A 22533-nucleotide genomic window follows, 5' to 3' on the forward strand; every position below is an offset into this window, starting at 1 on the left:
GTGACCGTCCCGTCAACGGCCGCGCCGGCGGTGGACATCACCGGCCTGACCGTGCGCTTCCAGTCCAAGCGCACCCAGACCGTCGCGGTCGACGACGTCACGATGCGGGTCGCCCCCGGTGAGTTCGTGACGATCGTCGGCCCGTCCGGCTGCGGCAAGTCCACCCTGCTCAAGATCGTCGCAGGGTTGGTGGCGCCGACCTCCGGCACGGTCTCGTTGATGGGACGGCCGGTCACCGGCGCCCAGAAGGAGATCGGGTACGTGTTCCAGCGCGCCGCCCTGCTCGACTGGCGGGGCGCGCGCAAGAACATCCTGCTGCAGGCCGAGATCCGGGGCATGGACCGGCGTCAGGCGGCCCGCCGCGCCGACGAGCTGATCGAGCTCACCGGGCTCACCGGCTTCGAGGACGCGCTGCCACACGAGCTGTCCGGCGGCATGCAGCAGCGGGTGGCGCTGTGCCGCGCGCTGCTGCACCAGCCGTCGGTGCTGCTGATGGACGAGCCGTTCGGCGCGCTGGACGCGCTGACCCGCGAGCAGCTCAACGCCGAGCTCAACCGGATCTGGCGGGAGACCGGCACCACCATCCTGCTGGTCACGCACTCCATCGCCGAGGCGGTCTTCCTCGCCACCAGGGTCGAGGTGATGAGCCCGCGGCCCGGCCGGATCATGCGGACCATCGACGTCGACCTGCCGGCCGAACGCGACTACGCCAAGGTGATGTCCGACCAGCGCTTCGACCGGTACGCCACCGAGATCCGCGGCCTGCTCGGGGCCGGAGCGAACCACTGAACGCGACGCCGGCGCCGGCCCGCCGCTGGAGCGCGGCGGCCGGTGCCTGGCTCGGCCTGGGGGCCGCGCCCGCCGCGCTGATCCTGGGCGCCGGCATGGCCCACCGGCACGACGGCGCCGTCCCGCTGCTCGCACTGCTCGGCGGCGCGGCCCTGATGGCGGCGCTGCTGTTCGGGCAGGGCGCGCTGGGGCTGCGCCAGCCGTACGGGGAGAACGCCGCCCTCACCGAACTGGCCCCGCGCTACCTGCCGGAACGGGCCGGTGTCCTGCTCGGCGCGGTGCTCGCCGCCGCGATGATCGGCTGGAACGGCTTCAACGTCGGCCTGGGCGGCGCGTCACTGGCCAAGGTCACCGGGCTGCCCGGCCCGGCCGGAGCCCTGCTGCTGGCCGCCGCCGTGCTGGCCGCGTCGTTCGCGCCCGGCCGGTGGAACAACCGGATCGCCGTGCTGACCACGGTCGCGGCGCTGGCGCTGGTCGCGGTATGCGTGCTGCTGCTGCGCCCGGACACCGCGCCGCTGACCGCCGACCCTGGCGGCTGGGCCAGCCTCGCCGACGTCGCCGCGATCGGCGGCTACGTCGCGGTGTTCGCGCTGCGCGCGCCGGACTTCAGCCGAGGCCTGGCCACCCGGCGGGACCTGGCGATCTGCGTGGCCCTGCTGGTCGGACCGGCCATCGCAGTCACCGTGGCCGGTGCCGGGGTCTGGCTGCGCACCGGCAGCACCGACGTGGTCGCGGTGCTGGCCAGCGCGCCGGGCATCGCGGTCTACGGCAACGTCTTCGTCACCGTCGGGGTGTTCGCACCCGCGCTGACCACCACGTTCTCCGGCGCGCTCGCGCTGCGGGCGGTCTGGCCCCGACTGTCGGCCACCTCCGGGATGGCGATCGTCGCGGCCCTCGGCGGCACCCTGGCCGCGGCGCGCTTCGACCGGGCGCTGCTGACCTGGCTGACCGTGCTGGCGGCCACCCTGCCACCGCTGATCGTTCCGATGGCGGTCGAGGGCTGGCGGCGCAGACAGGGACGACCGGCCCGGCTGGTGCCGGTCTGGACCTGGCTGCCCGCCGGAGTGGCCGCGACCGCGCTGACCCTCGCCGGTTCGCCGGCCGGGCCGGTGGCCGGTCTCGCGATCGCGGTGGTCGCCACCGGCTGGCAGGTCCACCGGCAGCGGTCCGTGCCAGCTCCGCCGACCAGATCTGCCCGATGACGCCGACGGTGTACCCATGGCGGCACCCTCGCATCCGGCCGTTGTCACCGCTCAACGGGCCAGCGCAGCCTGTTTGAGGTTCCTGAGCTGCTCCAGGTCGCGCCGGAACTGATCGTTGAGCGTCCGCTGCTCGGCGCGATCCTGCGCGGTGCGTATCGCCTGCCCCAGCTCGACCTGCTCCTGGCACGAGGCGTCCGCCTCGGCCGCCGCCAGTTCCGCTTTCGCGACGGCGCGGATGGCCGGGTCGTCGGCGGCCGACTGCGCCCGGACCTGGATGGCCCTGCGGAGATCGTCCGGCGACTCAGCCCGGTGACCGGCTCGGCTCAGGCACGAGGACCACGCGGTCTGCGCTGTCACCACTGCCGGGTCCGTCACGGTACGGGTGATGACCATGTTGCTGAGAGCCTGGACGGTGAAGTAGAGACGGTCCCAGTCGCGGCCGTAGACCGCCTGCCTCGCCCTGGTCACGCACGCGTCGCTGGCCACCGTCGCCTGGCTGCCGTCGGGCAGGTCGAGTATGGTCTGGCGCTGCTGGTCGCCGACGAGCGCCAGCTCGTACCCGGGATCGGGGGCAGTCGGCGTCGCCGCCTGGCTGCGCCGCCGATGCTGCACCTCCGCCGGCACGATGCCGTACCCGTGGGTCCGGGCCGTGCCCAGGTCGAGCAGGCCGTACGGGTTGTCCGGCTCTGACGCCGACGGTGGCCCGGCCGCGGCCGCCGCCGGAGGGTAGCTGAACCCGCGGTCGCGCATGCAGGTCGCCGTGGCCTGTTCCAGCTGGACATCGACGGCGCGTTGCTCGGCGTCGGTGTAGTAGACGGCGCTGGCGAACGGGTAGAGCCGGGCCGGGCGAGCCCGGTCGGCCGGGGACGATGTCCCGCAGCCGACCAGGCCCACCAGGGCGAACGCCGCTACGGCCGACGCCGTGGCAGCTCGTCGCGGCCGTGTCATCAGCAGCCCGTGCCGAACCACTTGTTGCTCCAGGCGTGATGCCAGATGGACGACCCGGAGATGGTCTTCCATCCAGTGCCCTTGTTCAGCGGATACCGGGCGCCGCCGTAGCTGGTCGACGAATAGACGTAGACGTTGCACTGGGTGCCGTTGTTGTAGATCGACTCGGCGCCGGTCCACTTGGCGAAGGACCGCAGATCCGTGTTGTTGCCGTAGACGGGGCCGGGCGCGCCGCCGTAGTTCGTCGTGGTGTAGGCGCACGTCGCTCCGGACGGGCAGGCGTCGGCACTGGCCGTGCCGGTGAGCCCGCCGACGGCCAGCGTGGTCATGAGGCCGACCAGGCCGATCGACGCGATGATCTGCTTGGGTGAACGCACTGCTTCCTCCATTCGGTGACAGGCCACGACCCGCCCACCGCGATGTTCGGCTACCTCAACCAGCGAGGGCCGAGGTTCCGCTCGGTGGTGAGGCCCCGGTCTGTCACATCAGCTGGACAGCGAGCCTTACCGCTCGCTCGCCACCAGCCTTCACGAGTCGCGCCGGACGGGCATTGACGCTCGGTGCAAGCCGCCTGGCGATCCGCGCACTGTGACCGATGCCGTATCCCGACATCGCCGCTCGGCCGCACTGCGGCTACCCGGATGGACTTCACGTCTAATCACGACACCGGGCATCTCTGCGGGTTTACTGACGTGCAGCTAGGGATAAGGTTCGATGTATGGGGATCGCTGTCAAACTCGATACCAGGGACCTGCCACCGGAGCACCGATTCGAATGCTGGCGGGAGATGGCCAACCGGGAGATGGCGCCGACCCACGTCAGCAGTGCCTGTTCCGCCGACTTCCAGGCCTCGGCGACCCGGATCACGGCCGGTGACACCTGCATATCCGTCCTGGAGATGCCGGACCTGAGATCGGTGCGCACGCAGCGCCTGATCCAGCGGTCCGACCCGCACGATTGGGCACTCGCACTGGTCACCGATGGAGTGATGGGCATCGACCAGGACGACGCGCAGGCCCGGATCGAACCGGGCAACTTCCTGCTCTACGACAACTCGCGGCCGTACGACGGGGCGGTGCTGAGCAGCGCGGCGCGTATGGTGATCCTTCACCTGCCCCGCGAACTGCCCATCCCCGGGGCCGCGCTGCGCGGGCTACTGGCTCGACCGCTGCCCGCGCAGTCCGGCATCGGAGCGGTGCTGGCCGGCTATGTCGACAGCCTCTCAGCCGAGGCGAGCGCCATGGACAGCAGGCACGACACGAAGCTCGGCACGGCCGCCGTCGACATCGCGACCACGTACCTCGCGGCACAGACCGACGTCACCGACGAGCTGACCCCGGACATCCGCAGGGTGGGCCTCCTGCGGCAGATCAAGACCCACATCGCGGAGAACATCGGCGACCCTCGGCTGTCGCCGGCGGCGGTGGCCGCCAGCCTGCACATCTCGGTCCGCTACCTGCACCATCTGTTCCGGGAAGAGGAGCTGAGCATCGGTCAGTTCATCCGACGCCAGCGGCTGATGCGCTGCCGCGCCGACCTCACCGACCCCCTGCTGGCCACACGCAGCGCGGCCGCGATCGGCGCACGATGGGGATTCACCGATCCGTCGACCTTCAACCGCGCCTTCAAGCAGGCATTCGAGCAGCCGCCGGGCGAATACCGCCGCACCCTGTACGCGAGACAGGCGGAGGACCTGGCAGTCGGCCCTCTCCTCTAGGCCGACAAGGCCGGCCGGTCGCACAGCGCAGATGAGACGAAGGTGCCGCCTGAGCCGGCACGACGAGGGCGGATGCCGTTCTCGTACTGGCGATCCTGGCTCGCGGCCCGCAGCGACGGACAGCCTGTCTGCCGCGCGGAGTGCGCGCTGCCCGAGAATCCGCTTGCACTCGGGGGCGTACTGGCCGGTCAGACCGATGAGCAGGAGTCGCATGTTCATGCTTCGCGCCACAAGCATCAGGGCGATGGCAGCAAGCGCCTTGGTGGTGCTGGCTACCGCGATCGGCTCGCTGCTGCTCGCACTGCCGGCGTCTGCCACGACGACCTTCGGCAATGACTACCCCGATCTGGACGCCTCGCCCTGCGGCTGGTCCGACTGGTGCAAGGGCGGCACCGACATGAGCTCGCGCGGATACGTGTTCCGCAACTGCACCGACGGTGCGGCGTACTGGGTGATGAAGTACACCGGTGTCAGCGTGTCCGGATGGGGCAATGCCCGAAACTGGGACAACGCGGCTGCGGCTGCGGGACACACCGTGAAAGCGAGCACGTCCGACGGCATCGAGCCCGGCGATCTCGCCCAGTCCGAGGGTCCTACCTCGTACGGGCACGTCGGATTCGTGGCCAAGGTCAACAAGAGCGCGACCGGCAACGTGACATCCGTCGAGGTGGCAGAGCTCAACGGCAGCGTGGATGCCAACGGCAACCCCACCGGGCAGTACCGCTACCAGACCTATGCTCCCGGCGCCTGGGACCACTACATCGACGTGAACGGGCCCAACAAGGGCCTCGGCAACGAAACGATCACGCGTACCCTGCACACCGGCGTCGCCTACGACGAAAGCACCGGGCTCACCCAGGTGTTCAGCGTCGACGAGGACAATACGCTGCGGGAGACCTACTGGCTGTGGGGTCAGACCCCCGCTACGATCACGGTCGCGCTGAACGCGACATTGACCGGCCGGGCCGTCGACGTCAGTGCGGTGGTCGCCAACGGCTGGCGGCACGTGTACATCGCCACGGACGCCGGACATGTCTACGAGACCGTCTGGCAAGCCGGTTCGGCCGCCACCACCAGGCGCATCAACCCCACGGCCACGATCCCCGGCCTGGTCGGGATCACCGCCACCCATGACGCCGGCTCCGGCCTCACCCAGGTGTTCAGCGTCGACGCGGGCCGCAACGTCCGCGAGACCTACTGGCTGTGGAACCAGACCCCTGCGACCGTCCTCACCACCCAACTGGGTGGCGGTACGCCCACGAGTATCAGCGCCGTCCTGCACAACGGATACCGTCATGTGTATGTCGCCACCCGTGAAGGATGGATCACCGAAACGCGCTGGTCGCCGGGTGTCAGCAGCCTTGCCTCGCGCCTGATCGCCGAGGTTCCCGGCACCGTCGGCGTGACCGCCGCCCGCAGCGGCCTGGTGATGGAGGTGTTCACGGTGCAGCCCGACGGCACGGTCAAGGAGACCTACTGGCAGGCGTTCACCGCGGGGCCCAACGGCACGGTGAACGCTGCGGTCTGGCCCGCGGGCCAGCCACCGACCATCGCGGTGAAGACGCTGGGCGGAGCCCCGTCCGACATCTCGTCCTTCGTCACCGCGAACGGCTGGCGGCACGTGTTCGTGGCCAACGGCGCGGATCCGCACACTGCCACGGAGAACGTGTGGACCCCGGGCGGTGGCGGAGTCTCGACGTGGTCCCCGGTGTGGTTCTGACCCCCGCTCAGTCGACCGATCCCTGGCCGTCCGGGCCGGGGACGGCCAGGTGGCGCGCTGCCAGCGCGTCCAGCGCCGTGATCAGCCCGGCCTGCTGCGGGCCGGTCAGCGTGAGTCTTCGGCGCCGCCGGTCCGCGACGTCGCGTTCCCGCCGGATCGCGCTCGGCAGTATGCGGGAAGGCCGCTGACGTCAGGAGGATGTCAGGCAGAAGGGGTGGCCGGCCGGGTCCAGGAGCACCCGCCAGCGCCCGTCACCGGGCTGATGGTCCGGCTTGGCCGCGCCGAGTTCCAGGGCCAGCTCTTCCATCGCGTCGAGGTCGTCGGCGAGGAAATCCAGGTGGAACTGCTGGGGCACGTCCTGGCCCGGCCACTGCGGAGCCCGGTACGCGTCGACCTTCTGGAAACCCAGATCACAGCCGGAGCCGGCCGTCAGAGCTACGTACTCGTCAGTTCCGAAGAGCTCGCGCATCCCGGTGAGCGCACCGTAGAAGTCCGCCAGTGCGCGCGGGTCGGCACAGTCCAGAGTGACACCACGCAATACGGCGGCTGGCACCATTCGCTCCTTCGCGTCAGCGCGTCCGTCTCGGTCAGCCGTCGCCGCACGCGGTCACCGGACGCAGCCACACCGTACTTGCCACCTCCCCACCGGCGTAGCGGTTTACGGTCGCCGCGCTGCCGTAGACGCATGTCGATGCCTGTCACGCGGGCCACAACCGTTTCACAGCCGCATCACAACAGCCGTCTGCTGTCCTGACTCATGCCCCACAGGCAAGACTCGGGAGGAGAACGATGAGGCTATCCCGCCCCACACGAACCAGGCGCCGGGTACTGAGCGCGGTCGCCATGACGGCCCTGCTACTGGTATCCACTGGAGCCCAGGCCAGCGCCGCGATCGACGCGATCCCCAGCGCGGCGGCCCAGCAGACCTGGCAGACGAAGATCTCACAGCTCGCCAAACCCACCAAGGGCTGCTACACGGCGACCTATCCGGACCTGGCATGGCAGGACTCGGCGTGCGCGACGCCGTCGAGAAACCCGATGGTCCCCCGCCCCGCGCTGCCGATGGGCCCCCGCACCGGCCCGCGCCCCATGGTGGTGGGCAACGGCGATGACCTCTCGGCCAAGGCGCCCAGCGGGTTCATCTTCAACGCCATCGGCTCGTTCGACAACGTATCGGGTGTCACCAGCGTCAGCAGTCCCCCCAACGGTGTGGGGGCGCCGGTGGCCAACGCGTACTCGCTGCAGCTGAACACCGACTTCTTCGTCAGCACCGCCTGCGCGGCCTCGCCCGACCCGAACTGCCGCGGCTGGGAGCAGTTCATCTACGCACAGGACGGCACCACCGGCCTGTCGTTCATCCAGTACTGGCTCATCTTCTACAGCGCCCCCTGCCCCGCCGGGTGGTTCACCTACGGCATCCACTGCTACCGCAACAGCCCCTTCGGCGCGGTGGTGCCCATGCAGCCGATCACGAACCTGGCCAACCTGCGGGTGTCCGGCACGGCGAACCCCGGCAGCGACAGCGTCACCACGTTCGTCGGGCTCACCGCCTACACGATCGCCGGCGGCAACTACGTCAACGCGGCCGCGGGCTGGAAGATCGCCGAGTTCAACGTGTTCGGCGACGGCGGCGGATTCCAGGCCAACTTCAACCCCGGCGCGTCGCTGACCGTACGGACCAGGATCAACTACGGCGGCACCGCCGCACCCATCTGTGTGGCCCAGGGCTTCACCGGCGAGACCAACAACCTCAGCTTCGGGTCTCCCCCGCCGCCCGCCACCCCGCCGGGCCCCGCCATCGTGTTCACGGAGAACACGACCAACTCCTCGACCGCCAACTGCGCGTTCGCCACCGCCATCGGTGACACCCACCAGCACACCTTCTCCGGGTTGTCCTACGACTTCCAGGCCAGCGGCGACTTCGTCGAGGCGCGTACCGGCACCGGCTTCGAGGTCGAGACGCGCAAGGTGTCCGGTGCGCCGAACTGGCCGAACACCTCGATCAACTCGTGTGTCGGCGCGCGGACGGGCAGCACCAGCGTGGTCGTGGCGCTGGGCCCGAAGCTCTACGTGAACGGTGCGCTAACCTCCCTCGCCTCGGGCCAGCTCGCCGTGCCCGGCGGCGTCGTCGTCAACCGCAGCGGCAACACCTACACCGTCGTCAACGAAGCCGGCGACAGCATCAGGGCCCAGGTCAACGCCACTCACGTCGACCTGTCGGTGGGCCTGGGCACCTGGCCGACGACGGTACGCGGACTGCTCGGCAACCCGAACAACGACGTCACCAAACTCGAAGCAGCCGACGGCACCGTCTTCAACGTTCCGCTGTCGTTCAACGACCTGTACAACGTCTACGGCAAGAGCTGGCGGGTCCCGCCGACCGCCACACTGCTCGCACCCTGCAGCGGCCAGATCCAGAACGGCACGCCCAGCAGGCCGTTCTTCGCCAATGACCTGCCGCAGGACCTCCGCCAGCAGGCACAGGCCGTCTGCGTCCGGGCCGGGATCCACCAGGCATGGCTCAACAACTGCACCCTGGACGTCGCGGTACTCGACGCCAGGGCAGCGCAGGCTTACGTCGGCGCGGCCCCTCCCGTGCTCGACGGCAACCCCCGCCAGTAGCACCTGACCGGCACCGCCGGCCGACCGGAACCCGGTCGGCCGGCGGTGTTCGAGCCCGGCACCATCAGGATCGTCCGGCCCTCGCCGCAGTGCCGCCGGCGCGAACCAGCCGGTCGCGCACCCCCTCCGCATCGGGATGGCCGAGGTCGTCGAAGATGCGCAGCGCCCGCTGCCAGGTCCGCAGGGCGCCTGCCCGGTCGCCCAGCGACCACCGGCTGTCACCGAGCCGGTTCAAGGTCTCCGCCTCGTCGTAGCGGTCACCGAGCCGCGTGAGGAGGGTCAGGGCCCGGTGGTAGCACGCCACCGCCCGGCGGTGGCGGCCGAGCCGGGCGTAGATGAGGCCGAGGCTGTCCCAGGTGTTCGCCTCGCCGTGCCGGTCGTCGGTCTCGCGCAACAGCACCAGGGCCGCACGGCAGTGGTCGAGCGCCGGCCCGTACTGGCCGAGCATGGCATGGGCCCACCCCACCCCGTTCTGCGCGCTGGCCTCACCGGACAGGTGACCGGCGACCCGGTACAGCTGCAGGCCCTGCTGTGCCTGGTGCAGGGAGTCGGCATGGCGGCCGAGCCGGTCCAGCAGCGCGCCGAACGCCCGGTGGGTCCGGGCCTGCCCGGTGTGGTCACCGAGTTCACTGAACAGCTCCAGCGCCGCGAGAAAGTGGCCTTCGGCCTCCTCCCGTTCGCCGACCCGGGCCAGCGCACGGGCGAGGTCACGGTGCGCGCCCGCCTGGCCGGGCCGCTCGTCCACCTGCTGCGCCGCGGCGAGGGCGGTCCGCTGAGCGGCGACCAGGCCAGACCAGTGGCCCTGGCGTTGCAGGAAATCCACCAGTGTCCGGGCCAGCCGCCAGGCGTGCCCGGCGAACCGGGCCCGTTCGGCATGGGCGACCGCGGCCAGGAGCACGCGGTACTCGGCGGTGAACCAGACCAGGGCGTGGCTGTGATCGGCGATCTCCTCGGGCGTCACCCCGGCTGGGGCGTCGGCCAGGCCGACCGGATCCCAGCCGGGCTGCAACAGCAGCGCGGCCGCGTGTGCGGTGTGCAGGTAATGGTCCAGGCCGCGCTGGATCGCCGTCCGCCGGGCGTCCGGTGGGTCGATGCTTTCCACCAGGTCGGCCGCGTACCCCCGCAGCAGGTCGTGCAGGCTGAACCTGCCCGGCGCGTGTTCGGTGACCAGGTGCGCGTGAGCGAGTTCGGCCAGTAGCCGGTGCACCCGCATGCGGGGCAGCCCGGCCAGGCTGGCGGCGGCGGGGATGGCGGTGTCCGGCCCTGGATGGCAGGCGAGCAGCCGGAACAGGCGCGCGGCGGGCGGGCTCAGGTGCTGGTACGACCAGGAGAAGACCGCCTGTACGTCGGTGCTGGCGTCGCCGCCGTCGAGGGCGTCGAGCAGCCGCCGGGTCTCCCGTAGCTCGGCGGCGAGGGTGGACAGCGGAAACGACGGATGCGCCGCTCCTCGGGCGGCGACCACCGCCAGCGCCAGCGGCAGCCGCACGCACCTTTCGATCATCTCGTTCGCGGCCTGCGGTTCTGAGCTCAGCCGGTCTGCTCCGAGGCGCCGTGCCAGAAACTGCCATGCCTCGTCGAAGCACAGCAGGTCGACGGTGACCGGCACGGCGCCCTCGGCGGCGACCAGGCCGGCGAGACGGTTGCGGCTGGTCACCAGCACCAGGCAGCTCGGGCTGCCGGGCAGTAGAGGCCGGACCTGCTCGATGTCGCGGGCGTTGTCGAGCACGATCAGCATCCGGCGGCCGGCGAGCAGGCTCCGGTAGAGCCCCACCTGCGCGGGCAGGTGTATCGGGAGGCGTTCGGCTGGCACGTCGAGTGCTTCCAGGAACCCGCGCAGTGCCTCGGCGGGCGGCATCAGGGAGCCGCTGGGGTCGAATCCGCGCAGGTTGACGTACAGCTGGCCGTCCGGGTAGCGCTCGGCGACGTGGTGGGCCCAGTGCACCGCGAGGGTTGTCTTGCCGACCCCGGCGGTGCCCGACAGCACCACGCTCGTCGCGACCGGGCCGCCTGCCCCACCGGTGGTGGCCTCGTCGAGCTGGGCGAGCAGCGCCACGCGGCCGACGAACGCGGGCAGGGCCGGTGGCAGCTGCTGCGGCACGGGAGCGCCTGCCGCCATGCCGATCGCCTGAGCCCCTGCGGCACCGGCTCCTGAGGCCCGCCCGGGTTCATGCGACGTCGGCCTTCCTCGACCTGGTCCCGCGCGGTGGCCAGCGCCCCCTGTTCAGCGCTGCTGGCCCCGAGCAGCCGGGTCAGGACGTCGAACCGCTCGGTAGGGGGCAGCACGTTTCCCGCGAAGTACTCGCCGATGATGCCGTGCGACCAGCCGGTCTTGGCCGCCAGCTGCCGATACGTCAGCAGTGTGCCGCCCTGCTGGCGGGCGTGGCGGTGCCTCAGTTTGCGCAGCAGCAGCGCCAGATCGTGCACCGTCTGCACGTCACGATCCACCGCGAGTGCGGGACGGGGGGCCTCGGGTGCGTGGTGGGACGCCTGCCTCGCGCCGGGACACACTGGCTGGTCGTACATTCTGCCTCCCTTGCCGACCACCCGGTCGCCCTGTGTGCGGGCACCGCGAGTGTTCGGCCGTTCTGTCATCGCTGGCACATCACCGACTCGACCCGCCCATAAAGGATGGACGTCGCAAAGGCGGGCATGCCGAGGGCCGGCCGTGGCCGAGGTCCGGTTCCCTACGTCTGTGTGGACCACCGCAGCGGGGCCCATTCCGCCGGCGGTGGCGTTCCACCGCGCCAGTGCGGTGGCCTACGCCACGGGTCCAGGTGTCCAACGCTGTCCAACATCCTCATTGGACGTTCGCTCCATCGACAACAGTAACCGCCTGAGCGGAAGCCGCACGGGCTCCGCCACAGGTTGGGAGAACATGAATGGCAGTCACAACGACCAGGCGCCAGGCCTCCACGGCCCGGATCCTCTCGGCCGTCGCCCTGGCGGCCGGGGTAGCCCTGGCTGTGCCCCAGTCCGCTGCGGCCACCCCTGACGACGCGGGCCTGTCAGCGAAGGCCGGTGTGACCGGAGGCGCGGTGGCCGTCCACGCCGACGCCTGGGCAGCCGGGCAGGCGAAGTACGGGCGGAACGTCACCGCGGCCCAGGCGATCGACGCGTTCTGGACGCCGGCGCGCATGCGCGCGGCCCGGCCCATCGAGGAGTCGCCCGAGTACGCCCGCGCGATGGCCGTGGGCAGCGCGGCGGCGGAGACCGTGGTGCCACAGGCGGCCACCGACGCCCGTAAGCCCACGGTGATCCCGCCCTTTGAAGGCGCCCTGGGCACCCCCAAGGGCGGCGGCGCGTCGACCCTGGCCGTCAACCCGAACTTCGCCTCGTCCCACCCGACCGCGCGTACCAGCGGCAAGGCGTTCTTCGTGCTCGGCGGGCTCTCCTACCAGTGCTCCGGCACCGTGGTGAACTCCGCCGGCGCCGACACGGTGTGGACGGCCGGACACTGCATCCACAGCGGCGCGGGCGGCGTGGCTGCCTCCAGCTGGGCGTTCGTCCCGGCCTACGACGACGACCTGGCCAACCCGCGGCCGTACGGCACCTGGTCCGCGGTCAGCATCTGGACCAGGACCGCGTGGATCAACTCGTCGGCCCCGGCCGAGGACATGGGCGTGGCGATCATGGGCACGCTGAACGGCAACCACATCGTCAGCTACCTCGGCGGCCAGGGCCTGTGGACGTTCGCCGGCACGCAGAACCTGCAGAACGCGTTCGGCTACCCCGCGCAGGCCCCGTTCGACGGCGGCAACCTGCTGCGCTGCAACGGCTACTCCACGCAGGAGAACGCCAATGTCTGGACCGAGACGATCAAGATTCCCTGCAACTTCAACAAGGGTGCCAGCGGCGGCGGCTGGCTGCTGAACTGGGACGGCAACTGGGGCCTGGTCAACGGCATCAACAGCCGCGTCGACCAGCTGCCCAACCCCACGATCGTGGCGTCGCCGTACTTCGACCAGACTGCCCTGGACCTGTACGACTTCACCAAGAACATGTGAGCTGTCCGCAGCCGCTGAGGTCATGACGATGCTGTGGGAGCCGCGCGGCTCCCACAGCATCGCGTGATATATACACAAACCTCGATTGCCTGAGATGGGAGTGCGGTAAGGCGGACGCGGTGCCTCGCCGACCCGCGGCCGGCGTCCGGATTGACAGACGAAGGTTTCTTTCACAAGATCGACCATCATGAAGCTTTTCTCAGATACGGGCCGGTTCCGCCGGTCACTGGCCGCCATGGCCGCAGTCACCGTCGCCACGACCCTGCTCACCGCGACGCCCGCCACGGCCGCGCTGCACAGCACTTCCGCCACCATCGGCGGCTATCCGGTATGGGCACACTTCGCCAACCCGACCGCCGGACGCGACTACACGATCATCAACGAGCTGCAGCGGCTCATCGACAACACCCCCGCAGGCGCCACCATCAAGGGCACCATCCACTCGCTGAGCATCGACTCCGCCGCCGACGCGCTACTGCGCGCCCAGACCCGCGGGGTCGCCGTTATGGTCGTGATCGACGGCAAGAACGCCCCGTCCACCGACCCCGCGGTCACCACCGTCAAGAAGCTGACCAACCACAGGTTCTGCACCAACGCCAACGGCGGCACCGGGTGCATGAGCACCAGCGCCGACGGCGACATGCACACCAAGATGTTCACCTTCTCCTCGACCACCGACCCCAACGGGGTCCGGCGCGCCAACGTCTCATGGTTCGGGTCGGCCAACCTCACCTACGCCACCGGCACCGACGCCTTCAACAACACCATCACCGTGTACGGCGACACCGCCCTGATGAACGGCCTCAACGCCAACTTCGCCGACCTGTGGAACCGGCGGCACTACTCCGGCAACGACTACTACGACTCCGCTTCCGGCCGCGGCTACTACCAGGCCACCGCCGCCGACGCGTACGCCTCGCCCGAGGGCGCGGGCCAGACCGACACCATCGCGACGCGGCTCAACGACCTCACCCCCAACAGCAACTGTCGGCTGCGCATCGGCATGGCCTCGGTCACCAGCGGCCGCCCGAAGGTCGTCGACGTCGTCAAGTCGTACCGGTCCGGCGGTTGCAACGTCTGGATGGCCGTGGGCACCGACTCCTCCGGCGGCATAGCCATGACCGAGTCGGTCTACGACGAACTGCTCGCCGCCGGGGTCGCCATCCGGCGCAAGGCCGCCATCCACGACAAGTTCTTCATGGCGTACGGCAGCTACGGCGGCACCTACCAGTACCGCGTCTACACCGGATCGCAGAACTGGACCCAGGACGCGCTGAACGAGAACGAAGAGATCTTCGTCAAGATGGGCCCGGAGACCGGCACCGCGCACCCCCTGTACGACGCCTACTACACCCACTTCAACGAGGCCTACAACACCGGTGTCACCTGCACCAAGAGCAACTATCCCTGCCGTTGAGGCAACTGCCGGGGTCATCGCGCCCGTCGCGGTGACCCCGCGGAGCGCACGGGCTCCGGTGCCGTCCGGAACCACGTGGGCGACTACCGGTCCGTGCCGCCTCGCATGCGGCTCGCGCAGCACGATACGGTCGAGATCGTGACCATCGCCTTCCCCGACCGCGGCCTGCACCTGGGCGTTCTGAACGCCCTGATGGCCGATGATGCGACCGCCGCCGAGCTGCGAGCGATCATCGAGTCGACCGGCCCCGACGGCCCGGATGACGGCTACCCCGGTCCGGGCCCGCGCCTGGACGCGTCGCTGGAACTGCTGCACGCCGTCGCGGTGCCGCCCGGCCAGGTTTCGGCGATCACCCACCTGGACTTCGACGGCGGCAACGACGTCTACATGCTCATCGAGCAGACACTCGACATCGACACCGGCGGCGAGTCCGACGACTACAACGTGACCTCGCTGGAGGGCGTGCAGTCGCTGTCCGGTCTGCGGTCGCTGGATCTCGACGGCCACGGCTACCACCCGCTGCCGCTGGACCTGACGCCGTTGACCGGCCACCCCGCGCTGTCGGACCTGCTGCTGACCGGCGTGTGCACCGGTTCGGCGGCGCTGGAGTCGCTGCCGGCGCTGCTCACCCTGGACGTCAGACTCGCGCACCTCGACGATCCCGAGGTCCTGGCCCGTCTAGAGGCCCGCGGAGTGACTGTCCACCGCCGCACCCCCCGTTGACCTTGCCCGCGGCTCCCACACGAGCCTGCGGGCTAAAGGCGAGGCGGCGGCAGCAGGTCAATCCCGCTCCTCACGGACGTCCTTACCCTGCTCCGCGAACGCCTTGAAGTCCCGCATGTGCCGCAGCGACTGCTTGCGGAAGGCACCGGGCATCACCAGCCCCACCAACCGCATCAGCCAGCCGCCGAACCGGTACTCGTTCTCGCTCACCCACAGCGTCGCCTCGGGGCCGACTTCGGTGAGGTGCTCGTGCGCGGCGCTCCACATGCCGTCGCTGACGATCTCGCGGCTGAAGTGCACGACGATGTCCTTCGGAATCGCGTGCAGGTCTGCCGGTTCCCTGCGGGTGATGGTCTCGGTGGCCTCGATCTTCTGCTGCCCCATCTGCAACACGACCCGTGACGTGGTCCCGACCTGCCCGTGCACTCCACTCAGCGGCTCGTGCAGCACCATCCCCCGCAGCCACTTCGGCAGCTGGGCCGGGTCGGCGAGCAGCTGGGCCACCCGCTCCCTCGGTTGGGCGATCTCGATCGAGACGGTGTACTTCATGGCGGCGCGCTCCAGGTTCACGGGTCGACGGCGAACGCTAGCATCCTCGCCGCACATCGGGTCGGTGCCTGACCTGGGCCGGACCACCTAGCCCGCAGCCGTGACGCCGTCGGCGTCCCATCGGGTGTAGGCGACACACCGTGGGATCCGGCTGCCATGATCCGCGACCATGACCATCTGCTCGCCGAGCACGGACGCTGAGCGCCGTACCATGATCGCTGACCGTGGCGTACCAGGCGGACCCACGGCCGAACTCGCGAAGCTGCGGGCAAACACACCGGAGGCAGCACGATGACCCCGAGACGCGGCGGTGTCCAGCCCGACATCACGTGCTTCGTGCAGGTCGCCGCGAACCCGAGCATCGGCGTCGAGCTGTCGACCGGCCGGGCGTGGATCGGCGTCGACCAGCAGGTCGGCCACGGTTCGGCCGATGCGCTGTTCGCCCTGACCGACCAGGCGTACGCCGCGGCGCTCGACGACGGCGGGACACTCTGGCAGTTCCAGGGCGAGTGCTGGCGGGGCGAGCACAACGACCTGCGCCTGTTCCACCCGAGCGGCGGGGCGTGGCTGCCGGAGCGGTGGTTCCCCTGCCGCAAGCACCCGATCCCGGCCCGGTTCGCGGGCGAGCTCTGGTGGCACCTCGCCGCGCTGGGGCAGCCGGAAGACGGTGAGCAGGGCGAGCTCTCGCGGAGCCTCGCCGCCGGGACGGCGCTGATCACGACCGGACCTGACGGTCTGAGCGGCATGACATTTCGCCTCGTCGGCGACGACGCATATCCGCGTCCCGCCGCGCTGATCGCCGGACTGACCGCAGGCAGCGATCGCGAGCACGCGCGGACGATCCTCGGCGACACCGCGGGGGCGACCTCGGACGAGTTCGCCGTCGAGGGGGTCCTGCTGCGGCTCGGCTACGCTGACGCGGGCCTCGTCGAGATCGTGCTGGAGCGCCCCGACTCCTCACCGCCCGATGGATCGACCGGAGCGGCCACTGCCGCGCACCGTGCGCCGGAGGTCTGACGGCTGCGGGCCACCCTTGCGGCTCTTCGCGGGTTGTTCCGGCGGCGCGTGCACCGGGCCGGGCTTGCGCTCAAGTGCGGTTCAGCTCCTAGCCTTTCGGAGCATGACCTACGTGATCGCGATGCCGTGTGTGGATGTGATGGACAAGGCATGCGTCGACGAGTGCCCGATCGACTGCATATACGAGGGTGACCGGATGCTGTACATCCATCCTGACGAGTGCATCGACTGCGGCGCCTGCGAACCCGCATGCCCCGTCGAAGCCATCTTCTTCGAAGATGACCTACCTTCCGAGTTCAGCGGGTACATCGCTGTCAACGCCGGGTTCTTCACCTCGATCGGTTCACCCGGAGGGGCGCCGCGGGGAGGCCCCGTCGCGGGCGACCACCCGCTCGTGGCGGCCCTGCCGCTGCAGGCCGACGACGGTGCCCTGGCGTGAGGTCACGGTCCATCCTTGCTGTCACTCGGGTCGTGGAGACGGACCGGTCCCTGGCCGCGAGTCCGTAGGCGGTCGTCGGGGTTGAGTAGATCGCACAGTTTCATGGACAGGCAGCCACACCCGATGCAGGCGGTGAGCTGGCGCTCAAGGTTGACGATGTAACGCCGCCGTTCCGCGAGCTGGCGCTTCCACCCACGCGAAACCCGCACCCAGTCCCGGTGGCTCGGCGGTCCGTCGGCCGGCAGCGTGGTGAAGATCTCCGCGACGTCGGCGAGCGGAATGCCCAGCCGCCGGGCTGCGAGAACGAGCGAGATGCGCCGCAGCATGTGCCGCCGGTACAGCCGCTGATTACCGTGGTTGCGCTCGGCCGTGATGAGCCCTCGTGCCTCGTAGAACCGCAGCGCGGACGGGACCACCCCGGTGCGGGCGACGACCTCCCGGACGGTGAGCAGGTCGTTGGGGTGTGAGAACGGTTCCGACGACACCGCCGCAGCGTAGAACCTCAACCTGAGTTGAGATCAAATCGGATCATCCGCCATCACGTACGCGCAGCAGCATAGGTCGGTGCGTTGCTGCTGCCCGGCTGGCTTGTCTGGCAGGCTCTGGCCCCGCACCCCGCGGACTGATCCCGTTTCCATGTCACGCGGCCGGTGCCCAGCTGAGCCGCGTGACACCTGCTCCCGCACCGCGCGGGCCGGGCCGTCGTGCAGCGGGACGGGTCAGCGCGGTGGCAGCCCGGCGAGCCGCTGCCGCACCCGGTCCGCGGCCGGGCGGTCGCCGAGGTCGTCGTAGATCCGCACCGCCCGTTGCCAGGCCTGGCGGGCGGCGGGCAGATCCGCCAGCGCCTCCCGCGCCTCGCCGAGGTGGATGAGGGTCAGCGCCTCGTGGAAGCGGTTGCCCGACTCACCGAAGCGGACGACGGACTGCTCGTAGCAGTCGGCCGCCCGGTCCGGCTCACCGAGCCGGTGGTAGGCGAAGCCCAGGCTGTCCAGGGTCGCCGCCTGCCCCACCCGGTCGTTCATCTGCTCCTGCTGCGCCAGCGCCTGCCCGCAGTCCGCGATGGCCTGCGGGTAGTCGGCGGTGAGGGCGTGCAGGTAGCCCTTGGTGTTCAGGGCCCGCGCCTGCGCGTACCGGCTGCCGGTCTGCCGGGACACCCGCAGCGCCTCGGTCGCGTGCTTGAGCGCCTCGTCGAGGCGGCCGCACTCGGTGCACAGCTCGGTGTAGTGGCGCAGCGAGAGGGCGAGGCTGTCCAGGTCGCCGAGCTGCTCGTACAGGTCCAGGGCGCGCTGCAGGTGGTCCTCGGCGGCCTGCTGGTCACCCAGGCGCAGGAGGGCTCGTGCCAGCATCCGGCAGGCCAGCGCCTGTGCGTCGAGGTCGCCGATGCGTTCGGCCGCGGCCAGCGCCGCCTGCTGGGCGGCCCGCTGGTCCTGGAACAGGCCGCGCGGTGCGAGATAGGCGGCCAGGGACCAGGCGAGTCGGCAGGCGTACTGCTCGGAGCCGGTGTCGGCGGCCTGGCGCAGCACCCGCAGCAGCACGGGGTGCTCGGCCTGGAACCAGGCCATGGCCGCGGCCCGGTCCGGCGGCGGCACGTGCGGGTTGCCGGGCAGGGCGGGCACGGGCTCGACCGGGGTCCACGTGGGCTGGAGCAGCATCGCGGCAGGATGGGCGCTGTGCAGGTAGTGGTCGTACATCCGGTGCGCGGCGGCGTGGCGCTCGTCGGCGTGGTCGGCTGACTGGGCCAGCTCGGCGGCGTACGAGCGGAGCAGGTCGTGCAGCGCGTACCGGTCGGGCAGGTGTTCGGTGAGCAGGTGCAGGTGGGTCAGCTCCTGCAGCAGCGGGATCGTCTGGGCGGGGGGCCTGCCGAGCATCGCCGCGGCGGCCGCGCCGGTGAGGTCGGGTCCCGGATGCAGCCCGAGCAGGCGCAGCAGGTGGGCCGCCGGCGGGGTCAGGGCACGGTACGACCAGGAGAAGACCCGCCGGATGTCGCCTGCGGCGAGCACACCCAGCCTGGCCGTCGACGGGCGAAGCTGCGCCGCGACGGCTTCGAGCGGGAAGCTGGGTCTGGCCGCGACCCGCGCCGCGACGATGGACAGCCCGAGCGGCAACCGGCCGGTCAGCTCGATCATCTCGGCGGTGGCGGGCAGTTCCGCGGCGACGCGCTGGGCGCCGAGCCGGCTGCGGAGCAGCTCCAACGATTCGGTGGCGGTGAGCACGTCGAGGGTCAGCGGGTGGGCCCCCTCGGCCGCGGCCAGGCCGGTGAGCTGGTCGCGGCTGGTCACCAGGACGGAGCAGTGGCCCGCGCCCGGCAGCAGCGGGCGGACCTGGTCGGCGTCGCGGGCGTTGTCCAGCACGATCAGGATGCGGCGGGCTGCGAGCAGGCTGCGGTACAGGCCCGCTCGGGCGTCGACGCCGGCGGGGATGCGGCTGACCGGCACGCCGAGCGCCTCGAGGAAGGTGACGAGCGCGTCCGCTGGGGACAACGCGGCGGCGTCGTCGTATCCGTGCAGGTTGAGGTACAGCTGCCCGTCGGGGAACCGGTCGGCGGCCTGATGGGCCCAGTGCAGCGCGAGGGTGGTCTTGCCGACGCCCGCCATGCCGCTGATCGTGGCGATGGCGATGCCCGCGGGTCCCGGCGGCGGATCGGTGAGGATCGCGTCGAGCTGGGCCAGTTCGGTGCCGCGGCCGACGAAGCCGGGCCGGGCGAGGGGCAGCTGCCGGGGGTGTGCCGCAGGGTCGGCTGCCGGCGGGGCGGCGGGTCGCGCGCCGGGCTCGCCGGGGTCGAGCCGGTGGTGCAGGATGTCGTCGTGCAGGCGGACCAGGTCCGGGCCGGGGTCCATCCCGGTCTGCTCGACGAGCGCCTGCCTGGCCTGCCGGAACGCGGCCAACGCGCCGGCGACGTCGCCGGCGCGGTACAGGTTGGTCATCAGGTGCGCCCAGGCCCGCTGCCGCAGCGGGTGCCGGTCGAGCAGCGCGCGCAGGCGGGGGATCACGGCGGCGGTCTCGCCCAGGGCGATGCCGGCCGCGGCGAAGTCCTCCTCGGCCAGCAGCCGCCGCTCGGCGAGGTCCGCGACGGAGCCGGTGAGAGCCGGCGGCAGGGGCAGGCCGGCGAGCGGGGCGCCGCGCCACAGGTTGACGGCGGTCGCCAGCTCGGCCCTGGCGGTGGCCGGGTCGCCGCAGGTCAGCGCCGCGCGGCCGCGGGCTGTGGCGGCGTCGAACCGGTCGAGGTCGCGCGAGCCGGGTGGCAGGCGCAGCAGGTAGCCGCCCGGAACGGTCTGGATCTGCGCTCCGGTTCCGGAGCCCAGGGCCTGGCGCAGGCCGCGTACGTAGGTCCGGATGTTGGACGTGCCCGACGGCGGCAGCCGCTCGCCCCAGAGCAGCCGCGCCAGTTCGTCGGTGGAGACGGCCTCGCCGGGGCGTAGCAGCAGCGCCGCGAGGACCAGCTGCTGCTTGGTGGAGCCGAGTGCAACCGGTCGGCCGTCGCGGGTGGCCGCCAGCGGTCCGAGCAGCTCGAACTGGACGGACATGATCACCTCGGCGGGCAGGGTGTCAGCCGGCGCGGCCTGCTGGGCGCGCATCCGGACGGTGGCGGGCCGGTCACCCTACCACCTGCCGGGACGTGGCCCGTCCGGGTCGGCGGGCCTGACCGCTCGGTCCCTGCCGGTCTCGCTGACGTTGCCGCATGGTGCTGTGTTCCCGCGCGCCCGCCGGGCCGAAACCGGCGGGCGGCGCGAGGGTGCGGCGGCTCAGCCCGCGGCGGCCTCCATGGCCCTGCGCAGGCTCAACGGCCGCATGTCGGTCCACACGGCGTCGATGTGGGCCAGGCATTCGGCCTTGCGGCCGGTGAATCCGTCGCCGTGCCAGCCGGCCGGCAGCTCCCGGTCGGCGGGCCAGATCGAGTACTGCTCCTCGTGGTTGAGCACCACGGCGTACTGCTGGTCGTCCTCGTCCATGATCTTCTCCTGTCGTGGTGGGTCAGGCGTGCGGGGCGGCGTCGGCGGGGTGGGTGCGGGCGGACTCGGGCAGGATCGTCGGGCCGGTCGGGGGCAGCGGCTCGACGGGGGCGGGCCCGTCGGCGGCGGGCTCGGCGGGGGTGTGCTCGACGCCGCGCAGGGCAGGGCTGGCCGCGCCGAGCGCCGCCACGACGATCATCAGCGCGCCCATCGCGACGAACAGCAGCCCGATGCCGCGGCCGGTGCCGGTGCCGAAGACCGGGCCGAGCACGTCGGCCGCGCCGCCGGGTTCGGCCAGCAGCGGGCTGAGCCAGCGGTCGATGGCCAGACCGCCGACGATGAACGCGATCGGCCCGCTGGCCTGGGCGAGGATGCGCCGCACGGCGAACACCCGGCCCTGGACGGCGGGCGGGACGCTGGCCTGCCAGATCGCGCCGCTGGACGCGTTGATGATCGGCAGGGAGAAGAAGAACCCGAACGCGCCGACGGCCACCAGCAGCACCGAGGGGCGTACGCCGTACAGGGCGAGGAAGACCCCGGCCAGCGCCGTCGCGGCCAGCAGGCCCACGATGCGCCGCCGGGTGCCGCCCCAGGCGGTCATCAGCAGACCGCCGACGATGATGCCGGCGCCGCCCAGCGCCGTGACCGTGCCCAGGGCCGCCTCGTCACCGAAGGACAGCACCAGCGGTGTCACCGCGACGACGGCGAGGCTGGCCAGGAAGTTCAGCATCGCGAACAGGCCCAGCAGCATCAGCAGGCCGGGCCTGCGGCGCAGGAAACGCAGGCCGTACGTGAGGTCCTCGCGCAGCCGTCCGGTGGGCTCGTCCTGGCCGTCCTCGGGATCCGGCCGGGGTATCGCCAGCAGCAGCAGGGCGATGTTCGCCACGACGAACGTCAGCACGTCGAACAGGATCAGCGTCCAGATGTCCATGTAGAGCAGCAGGATGCCGGCGGCCAGGGGTGCGGCGACCTCGGCCACGCCGTAGCCGAACTGCATGAGCCCGTTGGCCCGGCCGAGGTGCCGCTCCTCGACGAGCAGCGCGAACGAGGCCTCGTAGGCCGCGCCGTGGAACGACGCCGACACTCCCCCGAGGATCAGGGCCGGGTACAGCAGCCACAGCCAGGAGGGGGACGGGTCGGCCAGGGCGATCGCGGCGACCAGCAGGGAGCTGATCGCGCAGCCGGTGTTGGCCAGCAGCATCAGGGTGCGCCGGTTGACCCGGTCGGCCACCACTCCGGCATAGGGGGCGATGAGGATGCCGGGCATCATGTCGAAGAACAGGATGAGGCTGAACATGGTCGCGGAGCCGGTGCGCTGGTAGACCCACACGCCGACGGCGAACGCGAACAGCCCCGAGCCGATCATCGACACGGTCTGCCCGCCCCAGAGCGCGGTGAACGCGCGCCAGCCGGTCAACTTGGACAAAGCAGTTCCT

Annotated in this window: 19 protein-coding genes and 1 pseudogene; 10 read left to right on the forward strand and 10 right to left on the reverse strand. The window is 71.2% G+C overall.

The window, feature by feature from the left end; all coding sequences use genetic code 11:
* A complete protein-coding gene (locus HAV40_RS03780; RefSeq protein WP_166378982.1) occupies positions 1–789 on the forward strand; it encodes an ABC transporter ATP-binding protein in 789 nt (262 codons plus the stop codon).
* A gap of 95 nt (positions 790–884) precedes the next feature.
* The gene (locus HAV40_RS03785) at positions 885–1991 is read left to right on the forward strand and encodes a purine-cytosine permease family protein (RefSeq protein ID WP_166378984.1); all 1107 of its coding nucleotides are present in this window, start codon (positions 885–887) and stop codon (positions 1989–1991) included.
* A gap of 51 nt (positions 1992–2042) precedes the next feature.
* Here HAV40_RS03785 and HAV40_RS03790 read toward each other — a convergent pair whose 3' ends face one another.
* A complete protein-coding gene (locus HAV40_RS03790; RefSeq protein WP_166378986.1) occupies positions 2043–2939 on the reverse strand; it encodes a hypothetical protein in 897 nt (298 codons plus the stop codon).
* Positions 2939–3316 (reverse strand): peptidase inhibitor family I36 protein, encoded by a 378-nt coding sequence (locus tag HAV40_RS03795; protein WP_166378988.1) that lies wholly within the window; start codon positions 3314–3316, stop codon positions 2939–2941. The genes HAV40_RS03790 and HAV40_RS03795 overlap by 1 nt, the downstream gene beginning before the upstream one ends.
* Before the next feature lie 341 nt (positions 3317–3657).
* Here HAV40_RS03795 and HAV40_RS03800 point away from each other — a divergent pair, with 341 nt between their 5' ends.
* Both HAV40_RS03800 and HAV40_RS03805 read left to right on the forward strand, forming a co-directional pair.
* Positions 3658–4656 (forward strand): AraC-like ligand-binding domain-containing protein, encoded by a 999-nt coding sequence (locus HAV40_RS03800; protein WP_166378990.1) that lies wholly within the window; start codon positions 3658–3660, stop codon positions 4654–4656.
* A 244-nt stretch (positions 4657–4900) separates the two neighbouring features.
* Positions 4901–6376, forward strand: a complete 1476-nt coding sequence (locus tag HAV40_RS03805) for a CHAP domain-containing protein (protein ID WP_166378992.1) — start codon at positions 4901–4903, stop codon at positions 6374–6376.
* Positions 6377–6566: 190 nt separating this feature from the next.
* On the opposite strand, the gene HAV40_RS03810 is transcribed toward HAV40_RS03805, so the two are convergent.
* Positions 6567–6929 carry a VOC family protein gene (locus HAV40_RS03810; protein ID WP_239086713.1) on the reverse strand — a complete coding sequence of 121 codons (363 nt, stop codon included), beginning with the start codon at positions 6927–6929 and terminating at the stop codon, positions 6567–6569.
* A 290-nt stretch (positions 6930–7219) separates the two neighbouring features.
* Here HAV40_RS03810 and HAV40_RS03815 point away from each other — a divergent pair, with 290 nt between their 5' ends.
* Positions 7220–8998, forward strand: coding sequence for a VWD domain-containing protein (locus tag HAV40_RS03815; protein ID WP_166378994.1), 1779 nt, complete (start codon positions 7220–7222; stop codon positions 8996–8998).
* 64 nt (positions 8999–9062) lie between these two features.
* Here the strand turns inward: HAV40_RS03815 and HAV40_RS03820 are convergent, their stop codons facing one another.
* Together HAV40_RS03820 and HAV40_RS39060 are read right to left on the reverse strand one after the other, a co-directional pair.
* The gene (locus tag HAV40_RS03820; RefSeq protein ID WP_166378996.1) at positions 9063–11114 is read right to left on the reverse strand and encodes an ATP-binding protein; all 2052 of its coding nucleotides are present in this window, start codon (positions 11112–11114) and stop codon (positions 9063–9065) included.
* 164 nt (positions 11115–11278) lie between these two features.
* Positions 11279–11716 (reverse strand): annotated as a pseudogene (locus HAV40_RS39060) (hypothetical protein); the annotation flags it as partial.
* Between the two features lie 161 nt (positions 11717–11877).
* Here HAV40_RS39060 and HAV40_RS03825 point away from each other — a divergent pair.
* The 3 genes from HAV40_RS03825 (at position 11878) to HAV40_RS03835 (ending at position 15142) form a co-directional block, all read left to right on the forward strand.
* Positions 11878–13002 carry a trypsin-like serine peptidase gene (locus HAV40_RS03825; RefSeq protein ID WP_166378998.1) on the forward strand — a complete coding sequence of 375 codons (1125 nt, stop codon included), beginning with the start codon at positions 11878–11880 and terminating at the stop codon, positions 13000–13002.
* A 187-nt stretch (positions 13003–13189) separates the two neighbouring features.
* Positions 13190–14419, forward strand: a complete 1230-nt coding sequence (locus HAV40_RS03830) for a phospholipase D-like domain-containing protein (protein ID WP_166379000.1) — start codon at positions 13190–13192, stop codon at positions 14417–14419.
* Positions 14420–14557: 138 nt separating this feature from the next.
* Complete coding sequence (locus HAV40_RS03835; protein ID WP_166379002.1) at positions 14558–15142, forward strand: DUF6892 domain-containing protein; 585 nt, start codon at positions 14558–14560, stop codon at positions 15140–15142.
* 57 nt (positions 15143–15199) lie between these two features.
* On the opposite strand, the gene HAV40_RS03840 is transcribed toward HAV40_RS03835, so the two are convergent.
* Positions 15200–15691 carry an SRPBCC family protein gene (locus HAV40_RS03840; RefSeq protein ID WP_166380066.1) on the reverse strand — a complete coding sequence of 164 codons (492 nt, stop codon included), beginning with the start codon at positions 15689–15691 and terminating at the stop codon, positions 15200–15202.
* Positions 15692–15982: 291 nt separating this feature from the next.
* On the opposite strand from HAV40_RS03840, the gene HAV40_RS03845 reads away from it, so the two are divergent.
* Both HAV40_RS03845 and fdxA read left to right on the forward strand, forming a co-directional pair.
* A complete protein-coding gene (locus tag HAV40_RS03845) occupies positions 15983–16708 on the forward strand; it encodes a hypothetical protein (protein WP_166379004.1) in 726 nt (241 codons plus the stop codon).
* Between the two features lie 103 nt (positions 16709–16811).
* Positions 16812–17147, forward strand: coding sequence for a ferredoxin (gene fdxA, locus HAV40_RS03850; protein WP_166379006.1), 336 nt, complete (start codon positions 16812–16814; stop codon positions 17145–17147).
* A gap of 2 nt (positions 17148–17149) precedes the next feature.
* Here fdxA and soxR read toward each other — a convergent pair whose 3' ends face one another.
* The 4 genes from soxR to HAV40_RS03870 form a co-directional block, all read right to left on the reverse strand.
* Positions 17150–17632: a redox-sensitive transcriptional activator SoxR gene (soxR, locus tag HAV40_RS03855; protein WP_166379008.1), complete on the reverse strand. Its 483-nt coding sequence runs from the start codon at positions 17630–17632 to the stop codon at positions 17150–17152.
* 234 nt (positions 17633–17866) lie between these two features.
* Positions 17867–20722 carry an AfsR/SARP family transcriptional regulator gene (locus tag HAV40_RS03860; RefSeq protein ID WP_239086715.1) on the reverse strand — a complete coding sequence of 952 codons (2856 nt, stop codon included), beginning with the start codon at positions 20720–20722 and terminating at the stop codon, positions 17867–17869.
* 168 nt (positions 20723–20890) lie between these two features.
* A complete protein-coding gene (locus tag HAV40_RS03865; protein ID WP_166379010.1) occupies positions 20891–21097 on the reverse strand; it encodes an MbtH family protein in 207 nt (68 codons plus the stop codon).
* A gap of 22 nt (positions 21098–21119) precedes the next feature.
* Positions 21120–22523: an MFS transporter gene (locus HAV40_RS03870; RefSeq protein WP_166379012.1), complete on the reverse strand. Its 1404-nt coding sequence runs from the start codon at positions 22521–22523 to the stop codon at positions 21120–21122.
* Positions 22524–22533 lie beyond the last annotated feature (10 nt).

The sequence above is a fragment of the Catellatospora methionotrophica genome (assembly GCF_011297335.1).
GTDB classification, from domain to species: Bacteria; Actinomycetota; Actinomycetes; order Mycobacteriales; family Micromonosporaceae; genus Catellatospora; species Catellatospora methionotrophica.

Coding starts and splice junctions, on each gene's coding strand:
- HAV40_RS03845 (WP_166379004.1), top strand. CDS start 15,983: ATGACCCCGAGACGCGGCGGTGTCCAGCCCGACATCACGTGCTTCGTG.
- HAV40_RS03865 (WP_166379010.1), bottom strand. CDS start 21,097: ATGGACGAGGACGACCAGCAGTACGCCGTGGTGCTCAACCACGAGGAG.
- HAV40_RS03825 (WP_166378998.1), top strand. CDS start 11,878: ATGGCAGTCACAACGACCAGGCGCCAGGCCTCCACGGCCCGGATCCTC.
- HAV40_RS03830 (WP_166379000.1), top strand. CDS start 13,190: ATGAAGCTTTTCTCAGATACGGGCCGGTTCCGCCGGTCACTGGCCGCC.
- fdxA (WP_166379006.1), top strand. CDS start 16,812: ATGACCTACGTGATCGCGATGCCGTGTGTGGATGTGATGGACAAGGCA.
- HAV40_RS03800 (WP_166378990.1), top strand. CDS start 3,658: ATGGGGATCGCTGTCAAACTCGATACCAGGGACCTGCCACCGGAGCAC.
- HAV40_RS03785 (WP_166378984.1), top strand. CDS start 885: ATGGCCCACCGGCACGACGGCGCCGTCCCGCTGCTCGCACTGCTCGGC.
- HAV40_RS03840 (WP_166380066.1), bottom strand. CDS start 15,691: ATGAAGTACACCGTCTCGATCGAGATCGCCCAACCGAGGGAGCGGGTG.
- HAV40_RS03805 (WP_166378992.1), top strand. CDS start 4,901: ATGGCAGCAAGCGCCTTGGTGGTGCTGGCTACCGCGATCGGCTCGCTG.
- HAV40_RS03820 (WP_166378996.1), bottom strand. CDS start 11,114: ATGGCGGCAGGCGCTCCCGTGCCGCAGCAGCTGCCACCGGCCCTGCCC.
- HAV40_RS03790 (WP_166378986.1), bottom strand. CDS start 2,939: ATGACACGGCCGCGACGAGCTGCCACGGCGTCGGCCGTAGCGGCGTTC.
- HAV40_RS03815 (WP_166378994.1), top strand. CDS start 7,220: ATGACGGCCCTGCTACTGGTATCCACTGGAGCCCAGGCCAGCGCCGCG.
- HAV40_RS03860 (WP_239086715.1), bottom strand. CDS start 20,722: ATGCGCGCCCAGCAGGCCGCGCCGGCTGACACCCTGCCCGCCGAGGTG.